The 11,843-nt window shown below is 33.2% G+C and carries 13 protein-coding genes; 7 read left to right on the forward strand and 6 right to left on the reverse strand.

The window, feature by feature from the left end; translation table 11 throughout:
* Positions 1-218, forward strand: a 218-nt coding sequence (locus tag GTR01_RS13745) for an integrase core domain-containing protein (RefSeq protein ID WP_160138402.1), incomplete at its 5' end; no start/stop codon positions are given.
* Between the two features lie 26 nt (positions 219-244).
* On the opposite strand, the gene GTR01_RS13750 is transcribed toward GTR01_RS13745, so the two are convergent.
* A complete protein-coding gene (locus GTR01_RS13750) occupies positions 245-1,294 on the reverse strand; it encodes a fatty acid desaturase (RefSeq protein ID WP_160138403.1) in 1,050 nt (349 codons plus the stop codon).
* A 184-nt stretch (positions 1,295-1,478) separates the two neighbouring features.
* Positions 1,479-1,895 carry a hypothetical protein gene (locus GTR01_RS13755; protein ID WP_160138404.1) on the reverse strand — a complete coding sequence of 139 codons (417 nt, stop codon included), beginning with the start codon at positions 1,893-1,895 and terminating at the stop codon, positions 1,479-1,481.
* Between the two features lie 202 nt (positions 1,896-2,097).
* Here GTR01_RS13755 and GTR01_RS13760 point away from each other — a divergent pair, with 202 nt between their 5' ends.
* Both GTR01_RS13760 and GTR01_RS13765 read left to right on the forward strand, forming a co-directional pair.
* The gene (locus GTR01_RS13760) at positions 2,098-4,071 is read left to right on the forward strand and encodes an ATP-binding protein (RefSeq protein ID WP_160138405.1); all 1,974 of its coding nucleotides are present in this window, start codon (positions 2,098-2,100) and stop codon (positions 4,069-4,071) included.
* Positions 4,061-4,699 (forward strand): response regulator, encoded by a 639-nt coding sequence (locus GTR01_RS13765; RefSeq protein WP_160138406.1) that lies wholly within the window; start codon positions 4,061-4,063, stop codon positions 4,697-4,699. The genes GTR01_RS13760 and GTR01_RS13765 overlap by 11 nt, the downstream gene beginning before the upstream one ends.
* Positions 4,700-4,747: 48 nt before the next feature.
* On the opposite strand, the gene GTR01_RS13770 is transcribed toward GTR01_RS13765, so the two are convergent.
* Positions 4,748-5,182: a hypothetical protein gene (locus GTR01_RS13770; RefSeq protein WP_160138407.1), complete on the reverse strand. Its 435-nt coding sequence runs from the start codon at positions 5,180-5,182 to the stop codon at positions 4,748-4,750.
* A gap of 346 nt (positions 5,183-5,528) precedes the next feature.
* On the opposite strand from GTR01_RS13770, the gene GTR01_RS13775 reads away from it, so the two are divergent.
* The 3 genes from GTR01_RS13775 to GTR01_RS13785 all read left to right on the forward strand — a co-directional run bounded on the left by GTR01_RS13775 (position 5,529) and on the right by GTR01_RS13785 (position 8,145).
* Complete coding sequence (locus GTR01_RS13775) at positions 5,529-6,167, forward strand: alpha/beta hydrolase (RefSeq protein ID WP_160138408.1); 639 nt, start codon at positions 5,529-5,531, stop codon at positions 6,165-6,167.
* A gap of 116 nt (positions 6,168-6,283) precedes the next feature.
* Positions 6,284-7,609: a PDZ domain-containing protein gene (locus GTR01_RS13780; RefSeq protein WP_160138409.1), complete on the forward strand. Its 1,326-nt coding sequence runs from the start codon at positions 6,284-6,286 to the stop codon at positions 7,607-7,609.
* An 8-nt stretch (positions 7,610-7,617) separates the two neighbouring features.
* A complete protein-coding gene (locus tag GTR01_RS13785) occupies positions 7,618-8,145 on the forward strand; it encodes a hypothetical protein (protein ID WP_160138410.1) in 528 nt (175 codons plus the stop codon).
* Here GTR01_RS13785 and GTR01_RS13790 read toward each other — a convergent pair.
* The 3 genes from GTR01_RS13790 to GTR01_RS13800 all read right to left on the reverse strand — a co-directional run bounded on the left by GTR01_RS13790 (position 8,138) and on the right by GTR01_RS13800 (position 10,884).
* A complete protein-coding gene (locus GTR01_RS13790; protein WP_185155132.1) occupies positions 8,138-9,181 on the reverse strand; it encodes a L,D-transpeptidase in 1,044 nt (347 codons plus the stop codon). The genes GTR01_RS13785 and GTR01_RS13790 overlap by 8 nt on opposite strands.
* A gap of 113 nt (positions 9,182-9,294) precedes the next feature.
* Positions 9,295-10,053 carry a response regulator transcription factor gene (locus GTR01_RS13795; RefSeq protein WP_160138411.1) on the reverse strand — a complete coding sequence of 253 codons (759 nt, stop codon included), beginning with the start codon at positions 10,051-10,053 and terminating at the stop codon, positions 9,295-9,297.
* 486 nt (positions 10,054-10,539) lie between these two features.
* The gene (locus GTR01_RS13800; RefSeq protein ID WP_160138412.1) at positions 10,540-10,884 is read right to left on the reverse strand and encodes a hypothetical protein; all 345 of its coding nucleotides are present in this window, start codon (positions 10,882-10,884) and stop codon (positions 10,540-10,542) included.
* Between the two features lie 230 nt (positions 10,885-11,114).
* Here GTR01_RS13800 and GTR01_RS13805 point away from each other — a divergent pair, with 230 nt between their 5' ends.
* The gene (locus GTR01_RS13805) at positions 11,115-11,306 is read left to right on the forward strand and encodes a hypothetical protein (protein WP_160138413.1); all 192 of its coding nucleotides are present in this window, start codon (positions 11,115-11,117) and stop codon (positions 11,304-11,306) included.
* Positions 11,307-11,843 lie beyond the last annotated feature (537 nt).

An 11,843-nucleotide genomic window follows, 5' to 3' on the forward strand; every position in this document is an offset into this window, starting at 1 on the left:
ATCAAAATGCGCTAGCAGAAAGGGTTAATGGAATATTGAAACAAGAATTCCTTTTTTCTAAAACAAAGAATAKTCAAGATCTAAACTTATTAGTAAAAGAAAGTATTTATCTTTATAATACTAAAAGACCACATTTAAGTCTTAATATGGAAACGCCAGATAAAGTGCATAAAAAATCCGAAGAAATAAAATATCTCTCCGGATTAAATATTGTTTAATTTATGTCAACCTATTTTAGGACGACTCATGATTTTAAAAATTCCCGAAAACGGTTTGCTCTTCTAAAAGTTCCCAGATCATTGAACCTCACCCCATATTTCCTCAATACTTCATGTGCCTGTTTTCTTCCCATATGGCGTACATAAAATGTTTCGTTGACTACAAAATGATGAATACTGTGTGTCCATCCGAAAAAGAAACAAAATACCTGCATAGGAAAAGTCCACCACACATTCAAAACTTGTGTCTGTTCAATAACATTTCCTTCCTCCACATCACCAAAATAATGCATATTGGAAGTGATAAAATGTAAACAGAATTGACGCAACAAGTTGGGGAGAAGAATTGTATAAATAACTACGTTTAAGCTACTCAATACATTTTCAATATAAGAAGGAAAACTGATATCTGTTTTAAATACTATATTGATCAAACCCAGTACCCAATCTGCAAAAAAGAAATATAAAATTACATGCGCAAAGATCGTTAGAGGGATTAAGCTTAAAAATGTAATTCGTTTCAACGTTGTAGACGTTTCTTCTTTTAGGTTTCCATTTTTCACTTCCTTATCCATATCATTAAACATCTGATGAAGACGGAAAAGACCTCCTAAAACAACATCAGCCATTGTCAACAATCGTTTGACGGACCAGCGTTCGCCATTCGTTACGGCACGCTCCTCCACATCATGCAATGTTCCTGAAAATTTATGATGATGATAATGCAGGGTACGTCTGATCCAGGGATTAACTGTTAATGGACGCAAAATCCAGACACTTAAAAGCATAAAATGATGTACTGGTTTTTGCTTTTTAAAATAAAGCCAATGAATAAGATCATGCTCAATCTCGTGAAGAACTCCCATAAAAAAGGCATTCATAATAATCATTAACCAGGTTGGAATAATAGCTTTATACCAAGCTAAAGATACTACAACAATGGCAATAATTGAAAATAAAAATATCAAAAAACCAATACTATCCTGTCTTTTCAATAACGGATAATCCTCTTTAAGCTGTTGATAAGATTGATTAATCTCTTTTCTGATCTGTCGTGATGTTTCCTGATGTTTCATCTTATTGTGATTTGATGATCAAAAATAACAATTTTTATTATTAACACACACATAAGTGAAAAATTTTAAATTAAATTTATCTAAAAATTAATATAGATTTATTTTTCATTAATTAGCTATCATAACAAATCCGGCGTTGAGACAAGTCTCAACGCCGGATTTTATTTTGAAAGTATTAGTTTTTTTAAAATATATAACTTGCGGAAGCAGATAAATACTGACCACTGGAAGTTCCTTCTTTTTTCAGTTCACCATCTACCCAAATCTGAACTTTTAAAGTAGAAGTAGCATCTACTCCAATTGCGTTTACGACCACATTTGCATTGTAAGCACCCGCTTCTGATGTTACTTCAGGGCTTGACCATGTTGTTCCACTAAGACTTGTAGCCGTTGTAGGATTACCATCAATTCCGTATACAGCCCCATCAATATTAGTTCCTGTAGAGGCAATTGCCTTAAAAACTACTTTATGACTCTTTTTTGCACCATTTACATTATCATCATCATCTTTGCTGCAAGAAGCTACAAATCCCATTAACATGGTTGCCAATAGTACCACAAATGTGCCTCTCAAAAGTTGATTCATTCTCGTTTTTTTCATAATCTTTTTGTTTAAATTTTAGTTACTTTATATGATATTCTATGATTAGTGATTTGTATCTGCAAAGCTATTGGAGTCTTCATACTTTATCAATCCTGAAAATGGTGTGATTTTTTCTACCTAAATTCAGGTATTTTTTATGCTAAAATTTTTAATTAAATTGTCCGTTTATTAAAAATATATCCTACCGAACTGATATCTGATGAAGAGATTACTGATCCTATTAAGTATATTATTGTCCTTTGGTGTACAATCGCAACAAATCATACCTCTTAATGAGAAGCCTTATTTAGACAGTTTACAAAGCATCATAAGAAGCAATGAAACTCATAGTGCAAAAGCCAATGCGGCCTTCCTTTTGTCCAATTATTACAGAAATATTGATTCTCTTTCAAGTAAAAAATATTTAGAGAATGGCAAATTACTCATTAAAGGAGATGCTTTTCTTTCTGCTAAATATGATTTCTATGCAGCACAATATAATCTGGATCGCAACAAAGCAAAGGCTGCGACTTCCTATCAAAAAGCAATTAAAGCTCTATCCAAAATAAAAAATGAGGAATCTGATCTTCTTCAGGCTTCTGCATGGTACAGCTATGGAGTGACTCAAAAAGATAAGGAAGGATATCCTTTTTTGGTAAAAATCATCCTTGAGAAAAGCATTCCACTGGCTAAAAAATATGAAGGCAGTAGAAATCTGGGTTTTTTATACACCCAGTTTGCTGTAATTCTTACTTATAATGCTGAATTTAAAAAAGCGGAGGAATACAATACAAAAGCACTGAATATTCTTGAAAAGAAATACCCAAACTCTACCGAACTGTTTTTCAATTATTTAAATTTTTCCAATAATTTCTGTTATCAGGCCAAAAGTACAGAGGCTAAAAAGTTTTTAGACAAAGCAGAAATGCTCATCAGTCCTTATCCCGATTCTTCCGTAAATGCCTTTTATTACTACAGCAAAACGCTTTATTATATTACCCAACAAAGAAACTCAGAAGCCGTATCGGTGATCGATAAAGGGATTTTATATGCTAAAAGGTTTAATCAAAATTTATTGGCTCAGATGTTTTATTTCAATAAATATGATATTCTGAGAAAATTAAAGAAATACAATGAGGCAAAAGGTACTTTGGAAGCTATTCTATCAGAAAAGTCTCTCGCCATAGATCTTAATAACAGAAAAACCATTTATAAACAGCTATCGTCTTTAAGTGAAGAAATGGGAAATCCCAAGGAAGCTTTGGCATGGGAACAAAAATATTCTCATCTTAATGACAGTCTGAATACTGAAAATGTAAAACTTGAAATCAATAAAATTGAAACTAAATTTAACACTGCAGAAAAAGAAAGAAAAATAGCTACGTTAAACACAGAAAAGAAACAAAAAGAACTGGAAGTCAACAAGAAAAACTCTTATTTATGGGGATTGAGTCTGGTTTTATTATTGGTGATAAGTCTTTTGATTTTCCTCTATATCATCTTTAGAAAGAATAAGAAGATTTCTGAACAGAAAATAAAAGAAATAAAACAAAAGGAAGAACTCTCTTTAACAAAAGCTATTCTTGATGGAGAAGAAAGAGAAAGAGAACGTATTGCCAGGGATCTTCATGATGGCTTGGGAGGAATGCTTGCTGGAGTAAAAATCAACTTTTCAACATGGTCTGCTAACCATTTAGATTCTGAAAAGGATAAAGAATTTTATAAGATCTTGGGACAATTAGACAATTCCGTAAGTGAACTTCGACATGTCGCAAGAAACCTGATGCCTGAATCCCTGCTTAATTTCGGTTTAGAAACAGCCCTTAATGACCTTTGTGAATTCTACAACAGAAAAGATCTGGAAATAGATTTTCAAGCCATCAATATTGAAAAGAATCTCCCTCTTACTATCCAACTTAATATTTACAGGATTGTACAGGAATTATTAGCCAACGCAATCAAACATGCTGAAGCCAGCAATATTTTACTACAATGTTCTCAATCAGAAAAAGACTTTTTCATCACCATTGAAGATAATGGTAAAGGTTTTGAGAATGATATTCATCAAAAAACCAAAAGCATGGGACTTAGCAATTTAAAAAACAGAGTTGATTATCTGAAAGGAAATATGGAAATCAGTTCAGACAACCAGGGTACAACAATTAATATAGAACTCAATATAGATGGAGAATGAAAGAATAAATATTGCCATCGTTGACGATCACCCTATCGTTATCGAAGGATTAAAAACGATGCTGAACAGCCACCCTTCCTTCAATATTCCGGAAACATTTACCTCCGGTTCAGAAATCATCGCTTTTATGGATTCCAAGAAGATAGATATCATTTTATTGGATATAACACTTCCTGATGCCAATGGCACGGAACTATGCAGAGAAATAAAAAAAATATCGCCTGATACTTCTGTAATTATGTTCAGTAACCGCTCTGAGAGAAGCATTATCATGCAATCTATCCAAAACGGAGCCAGTGGGTATATTCTTAAAAACACCTCTATTGATGAATTGGTGATTTGTATCAAAGGAGCTCTATTGGGAGATATTGTTTTTTGCAATGAAACCAAACAGATCATCCGTAAGCCTTCTCAAAATGATCTGCCCATTCCCAGGCTCACTAAAAGGGAAAAACAGATTCTACAGCTGGTAGCCCAAGGTAAAACAAGCAATAAAATTGCCGAAGAGTTATTTTTAAGTCCACTTACCGTAGATACCCATCGGAAAAATCTGCTTCAAAAATTTCAAGCTAAAAATTCTACAGAACTCGTTAATCAAGCTATAGAATATAACCTTATTGAAAAATAAAAAACCGCTCTGAGAGCGGTTTTTTTTATGTTATATGAAATATTTTAATTATAGTTCAAGGAAACTGTAAGCAACTTTTGCAACCTTGTTATCTCCTTTACCTGTAACCTTCATTGTTCTGGCAACTTCTCCATCTATCAAAAGCGTAATGGTAAGATCAGAATTATCTTGAGGTAATACCGCGTTGGCTGCAAAATTGATCTGTGCCTGGCTTGAATTCACCCACATCTCTCCACTCGTCCAACTTTCCTTCAAAGGTGCTGTAGGTTTATCATATATAATGTTCTGAGCAGTTCCTACCTGAGTTACTACAGAGATCAATTGTCCTCCTGTAGAGGTTTTGGCTATGAATTGAACCACATGATCCTTAAATTCTTCATCCTCATCTTTTTTACATGAATTTACAACAGTAATCACTGAAAATAATAAAACGAATAAAGAAGAAAGCCTAAACAGACTTTTTAAATTGTAAAATTGCTTCATTTCTCCAAATAGATTTTTAATGTTTCAAATATAAGTTTTTTATTAATATAAAAATATCTTTAATAAAAATTTTACAACATTTTTTTACAAAAAATATCAAATTAATAAAAATAGAAACTACATTAAAAAATCTAATAATACAATGTAATCCATTAATTATTAAACATAAAACACTTTTATATTCAAAATCATTTTAATACTGATAAAAGCTTTAGTAAAAACACCGAACAATAATGCTTATGTAATGATGAGCCTTAGATATTTCTGCAAAATAAATTATCCTATTCCCTTATACGAATCAAAAAAGATAGAATTTACAATGTAATTTATTAGTTATATTTGCTGTATGAATTTAGATTACATAGTAAGAGAACCAGAAAATATAACCTCTACTACCCCTATACTTTTTATGCTTCATGGCTATGGCAGCAATGAGCAAGACCTTTTCAGCTTTAGAGAAACACTTCCGAAAGATTGGATCATCATCAGTTTCAGAGCTCCAAGAGCCACTCAATTTGAAGGGTATTCATGGTATGATATTGATTTCAATGATCCAGAAAAGTTTATTGATGTTCCTCAGGCTAAAGAGTCTTTAAATGCTGCATTGGAAAGCATATTGAAAATCATTAATAATTACGGTCTCACAGAAAGCAATGTCCATTTATGCGGATTTAGTCAGGGAGGAGTATTATGCTATGCCCTGGCATTGAAATATCCTGAACTGTTTACAAAAATTGCTTGTTTAAGTGCCTATACGGAAGATAAAATTCTGGACGGAATTATAAAAGATAAAAAGAAGCTGGAAAAATTAAGATTCTTTGTTTCTCATGGTACCGATGATGCGGTTATCCCAATTGATTGGGGAAGAAAAGCTGCTGAGCTGCTTTATGACCTTAACTGCTATTTTACGTTTAGAGAGTATATGAGCGGACATGGCGTGAATCAGAAAAATTATATGGACTTAATGGAATTTTTCTCCAAATAGTATCCACTATCAATTAAATTTAATAAAATCCTACATTTCATTGTAGTTTATACAAACATTCCAGTATTTGGGATGTTTTTTTATTATAATAAAGATAAATTCAGTAAATTCAGTAAATGAAACTAAAACTTCTTTTACTGAGTTTATTATTAGGCATTTTTGTTCATGCCCAGAACTCTTTTCAGCTTATTAATACTAAAAAAACGGTCATTCCTTTTAAGCTTATTAACAATTTGATCTTTATCCCGATCAATATTAATGGAGCTGAACTGACTTTTATGCTGGATACCGGAGTAGCAGAAACCATTTTATTCAGTCTGGACAACAAGGAAATTAGATTGGGAAATGTTCAGAAGATAAAATTTTCCGGCCTTGGAGGGAGTTTAAGTATTGATGGTTTAAGGTCGGATCGTAATATTGGTAAAATTGGAGATCAGATTATCAATTCTACTATGTCGCTTTACGTAATTCTTAATGAAGAGTTCAATATCTCTTCCCATGTGGGAATACCTGTAAATGGTGTTATTGGTTATCATTTTTTTAAGGATTATCCTATTGCTATTGACTATATTTCTAAAAAATTAACAGTCTATGAAAATATTGATGCCTTAAAAAATAAGATCAGAAGGTATGAAGAAATTCCAATTAGTATTGAAAAGGACAAACCTTACCTCAATGCTTATGTAGAAATGACTAATGAAAAGAAAGAATCAAAACTTTTGATTGATCTTGGAAACAGTGATCCTATCTGGCTCTTTCCTACGCTTATTAAAGACTTTGTTTATAACAGACCCAATATTGATGATTTTCTGGGTCGTGGATTCAATGGAGATATTTATGGTAAAAGAAGTCGAATTCATAATTTTTACTTGGGTGATTTTAAGTTTGAAAAACCACTTACCGCAATGCCCGATGAATTCTCTATCCAGCATGTTAATCTTGTAAAAGATCGAAAAGGCTCTATAGGCGGAGAAATCATGAGACGATTCTCGCTCATTTTTGATTATGCTAACAATAAACTATATTTGAAAAAAAACAGAAACTTTGATGACCCCTTTCATTTTAATATGAGTGGGTTGGATTTCAAACAAGATGGATTGGAATGGCAGGAAGACAGGGTAAGAATTGAAACCCAGGCCATGATTAATACAGGCAAAGTAAATGAAGTATTTGGGGAGTCATTTCAATATAAGTTCAATCTGAAACCCATCTTTTCCATTGCAGGAGTAAGAAAAGATTCACCAGCTTATGAAGCAGGTCTAAAAATAGACGATAAAGTAATCAGCATCAATGGAAGTAAAACATCAGAGATGACCTTGGAAAGAATTTTAGAAATGATGAAGTCGTCTGAAGGAAAAAGCATTACCATGACTGTTCAACGAAAAGGAGTCAACTTGATTTTTCAATTTAATTTAGAAGACCCTATCCCTTATCAAGAATAAATATTATTATGACTACTGAAGAAACCACCTTAGACAGAATAAGAACCCGGCCAAGATTTAAAATGTTTACTCATCTTAGCAAAGAAGAATATGCTGAAAATCTGAAAAAATATCTTGCTGAGCATAAAGGCGAATTTTCCGGCAACATCAATAAAGAGGTTGCTACCATCTGGGTGGAAACAAAAGATGATAATTATTGGAAGCCCTGCCTTGCTTTACGCGTTGAAATAGAAGATGACGAAACCGTAATACGCGGAGTCTTCGGCCCCAGCTCCGCAGTGTGGACATTCTTTATGTTCCTTTACTTTTCCTTCTCTATTTTCTGGATGACTTTCTTCACCATGTATTATGTAGAAAAGCAAATAAAAAGCGCTGAATACCCTTGGGCACTGAGCGCTTCTTTTGTTATGTTATTTTTTATTCTTCTCACTTATATTGCGGCGAGATTTGGCCAGCATAAAGGAAAAGAAGAAATGCTTAAGCTAAGACAATTTGCGGAGGAATCTACTTTACAATTTGAGAAGAAAATTACTTAGACAAAGTATCGTTAGATCTTTCATTCTGAGTGGGAGTAGCCATTGCTCTTGCTGTTTTGATAGAATCAGCTACTTTTTCTCTGTTAGCTTGTTCTTTCAACATCTTAGGGACATCTCCTTCTAATAATTTCGTTAGCTCTTCTACAGAAATGTTATTAGCATTCGGATCATCCAGAAGTTTTTTCCATGGTCTTCTTCCACCCCAATTATAATCTCCAAATACCATTACTGCCGTTCCTCTTGCTTTTGTGGTAGCACCTCCCGGATTCAAAATCCAGGTATCTGCATAAGAGTACAACCATTGGGCATCTTTTCTCAATAATCTTAAACAGGAATGTGAAGCCGGGTATCCGGGAAGAGTATATTCATGCCAACCAATCCCTCCAATATTGTGAATATTAAAATTGTAAGGAAGTTTCCACTCACTGCTGACTGTTGAAATAGACAGCTTCTTTTTCCAGTTGGCAAAAGTAAGTCCTCTTGTAGTTTGCGCTGTCTTTTTCCCCATACTCGTTGGCCCCCATTTAATAAGGCTTCCATTGGAATAAACTGCAAAAGCCTGGATTGGGTAGGAAAAGATGACAAATTTTTTCACCCCGTTTAATACATCAAGCTGCATAGGAAATGGTGAGTAGGCCATTAAAGTAGTATCTATTTTAGCAGGAACCACCAGGGTGTCTGCATTCCATTTGCTTTTAGAATCCAATCGGTTTAAAGCTAAAATAGCAGTACGTTCCTTCTCGTCATATTTTTTGCTGAATTCTGCATATACAGAATCCCTCATTTTTTTATCTTTTGGAAGGATAAAGGCATTATAAAAACCATTCTCCTGCATCATGGGCGGAGCTGATTCTTTTTTAACCACAGGCACAGAATCCTTTTTTATAGAATCTTTTTCTGCTTCAGGAGCTTCAGAGGCAGAAACTGTATCTTTAAAAGTATCGCTTATCTTTTCTATTTCTTTTTTACAGGAAACAAGAGACACTGCACATAAACAGGCGTATAGAAATGATTTTTTCACAGATATGTTCTTCATAAATAAAACAGGTCATTTAGTTTGGCTACCCAGTACAAATATCAGACCTAAAATTGAATCCTAAAAGACATTCTGAAAAATACCGTAAAAAAACGGAGCTTCATTAGTTTTTTTTAAAGCAATTTGTTGGTTTTAGCATAAGATAAAGCCTCTGCAATATTATTTACTCCAATTTTTTCAAAAAGCTTTTTACGATGAAATTTCACAGTATCTGCAGTAATAAAAAGTTTATCGGCAATTTCACTGATAGTCAGCCCACTGGCATACAAACTTAGGATCTCATATTCTCTTGAAGATAATTTTATCTTTTCTTTTTTCTCCCATTTATCTTCTATAAGATCATATTTCCAGATTTCATTAGAACCTTCCTTGCTGAGTACTACATTTCCTGAAGAAGTATTATTAGAAAGAGAAACGGCACACAAAGCTTTCCAGACCTGGCCGTCTTCAGTAAGAAACATAGGAGCAAGTTTATGATTCACCAGAATCATATTTTTTTTACTATTAATAAGATAGAAATCATAGGAAATAGAATAAAGCTTTCTATCTTCTATTGGAATTTTATCATAGAATTTAAACCCTGCTTCGTTGATCTTGATGAGCATTTCCACATCTTCGGGTTTCACATTTTGAAAATAGAAAGCATACCCAAGATTCTTTACTTCTTCTGAGGTTTTACCACATAAAAAAAGAGGGTTTTCTGAAACATATTCAAAACCTTTAGTCTGATAATTGATCACATACAAACTCTGGTAGGTAGTTCGGGCAAGAGCTTTCACTGCTTCCAAATAATCTCCATCCTGGCTGAAATCAATGTCAGCATCTTTACTGACATCATTTTGTTCGTTAAAAAACCTTTTAATCTGTTCCATATTCTTTTAAAGCTTTCTTCACTACTACACTAAAGTATAGTTTTTAGCTTTCATACCACAAATCTACACAAAAGTGTAGCAATTCTCAAAATGCTGTGATATACATTTGCAAATGATTTGCATGATTGTACCATTTTCCAAAAAAAACTTTACCAGAAAGGGTTTGGAGAACATTACATACAAGCTATCACAACAATGTCATCAATAACCATGATATAGAAGTTGCCAAAAATTCGGTCTAAACAAAGTTGATTCGTCAAGTTTTTATCGTAAAATAACTCAGACAATGACACCTAATTCAGACTAAATATTAAATAATTGACCGAATTAAAAAGCAACGCCAAACGATCAGCCTTTTAAACAGCATAAATCTCTGCTTTAAATTACAAACTGATCAACCACCATATCACTGATTTTTACTATTACTGTCCTACAAGGCAGTAATTTTTTTGTTCTATACATTTAATTATACAACTTCAGACTAGGTTATTGCTGCATTTTCTGACTGAAGTAAAGAGTATTGAATTTAAAATAATAAAATACCCAAAGGGCAAACCAGGGCAAATTCACAATCAAAAATAATAAAATCATCTCCCTCGTAATGGTCAATTCAGCCACCAAAAAGAAATAATATCCCAAAGAAAGGATCGGAAGAAGTAACCAACATACACCGGATTTCATTCTGGTCTGAAATGGGTTTAAAAGCGATAACAAACTACTGAATGATACCATACTCATCAATACTATCCAAAATAGAGTAAGCCCATACACAACACCACTCATATCGCAATTTCTTGGATGTTCTCTCGCCGGTTCCCTAGTACAGCTCATAAATATAATGAGAAGGATCATAGAAACTACTGTTGAAACTAACCACGTCTTTAAAATTGATAATAAAATGTACTTCTTTTTTGACATTCAACTTGGCTTTACTTGCTAAAATAATAATTACTATTCAATTTCACAAAAGCCTCCTTCTTTGTTTTTCTGGCTGATATTTAATAATTTGTTAAAGATACCATGCTTATATTATCTATAATTTTGACAAAATATCAGTTATCATGCTATACATCATTATGGTAGTTGTACTACAAGCACTTATCACCCTCACTTTATTACTTTATCTTATCAAAAACAGGGAATCTGTTCTGAATATGTTATTATTGTATATCGGAGTGGTTGCATTGGATATGGGATATGAATTAAACCCAAAGGCAGAGCTTCAAGAAATTACAAGGAGGAGAGAAAGATAAAGTCCCTTATCACCAAGGAGCGGGCCTCACGACTGGAAGGGAGCTTTGGCAAAGAAAAGGAACATTATCACTTAAGAAAAATTAAGGCTCGAACCAGAAAAAATGAAATACTTTGGATTTTCTTTGGTATCCACACCGCCAATGCCCTGGAAATTGGAAGAAGAATACAGAAAGCACAAGCTGCATAGAATTAAATTAAATACAGTGCAAAACTCATACTGATATAGATAAAACTAGTATCGCAAAAAGCTATGCTCTCACTTCATGAAAACTATCTCAATTTTGAGAAATCAGTATCAAGGAAATAAAAAACCGAGCAATTTTTAAAAAATTGCTCGGTTTTTTTATCTTTTTAGGCTTAGAAAATCTTTACTTCTCTGTATTTTACGAATGTACCTACATAGCATTATTTATAACACGAAATTCATCCTATCCGGATACATACAAAAACGATTATAGGGAAAACTATGCTCCCTCTCCACGAAAAAGTATCTCACTTTTGAAAAATCAATACCAAGGAAATCAAAACCGAGCAAT

It is taken from the genome of Chryseobacterium sp. c4a, assembly GCF_009900745.1.
In the GTDB taxonomy this organism is placed as follows: Bacteria; Bacteroidota; Bacteroidia; order Flavobacteriales; family Weeksellaceae; genus Chryseobacterium.

Excerpts from the sequence above, each read along its gene's own strand:
- GTR01_RS13760 (WP_160138405.1), top strand. The coding sequence starts at position 2,098 with ATGAAGAGATTACTGATCCTATTAAGTATATTATTGTCCTTTGGTGTA.
- GTR01_RS13795 (WP_160138411.1), bottom strand. The coding sequence starts at position 10,053 with ATGGAACAGATTAAAAGGTTTTTTAACGAACAAAATGATGTCAGTAAA.
- GTR01_RS13800 (WP_160138412.1), bottom strand. The coding sequence starts at position 10,884 with ATGAGCTGTACTAGGGAACCGGCGAGAGAACATCCAAGAAATTGCGAT.
- GTR01_RS13770 (WP_160138407.1), bottom strand. The coding sequence starts at position 5,182 with ATGAAGCAATTTTACAATTTAAAAAGTCTGTTTAGGCTTTCTTCTTTA.
- GTR01_RS13780 (WP_160138409.1), top strand. The coding sequence starts at position 6,284 with ATGAAACTAAAACTTCTTTTACTGAGTTTATTATTAGGCATTTTTGTT.
- GTR01_RS13750 (WP_160138403.1), bottom strand. The coding sequence starts at position 1,294 with ATGAAACATCAGGAAACATCACGACAGATCAGAAAAGAGATTAATCAA.
- GTR01_RS13805 (WP_160138413.1), top strand. The coding sequence starts at position 11,115 with ATGCTATACATCATTATGGTAGTTGTACTACAAGCACTTATCACCCTC.
- GTR01_RS13785 (WP_160138410.1), top strand. The coding sequence starts at position 7,618 with ATGACTACTGAAGAAACCACCTTAGACAGAATAAGAACCCGGCCAAGA.
- GTR01_RS13775 (WP_160138408.1), top strand. The coding sequence starts at position 5,529 with ATGAATTTAGATTACATAGTAAGAGAACCAGAAAATATAACCTCTACT.
- GTR01_RS13765 (WP_160138406.1), top strand. The coding sequence starts at position 4,061 with ATGGAGAATGAAAGAATAAATATTGCCATCGTTGACGATCACCCTATC.
- GTR01_RS13755 (WP_160138404.1), bottom strand. The coding sequence starts at position 1,895 with ATGAAAAAAACGAGAATGAATCAACTTTTGAGAGGCACATTTGTGGTA.
- GTR01_RS13790 (WP_185155132.1), bottom strand. The coding sequence starts at position 9,181 with ATGAAGAACATATCTGTGAAAAAATCATTTCTATACGCCTGTTTATGT.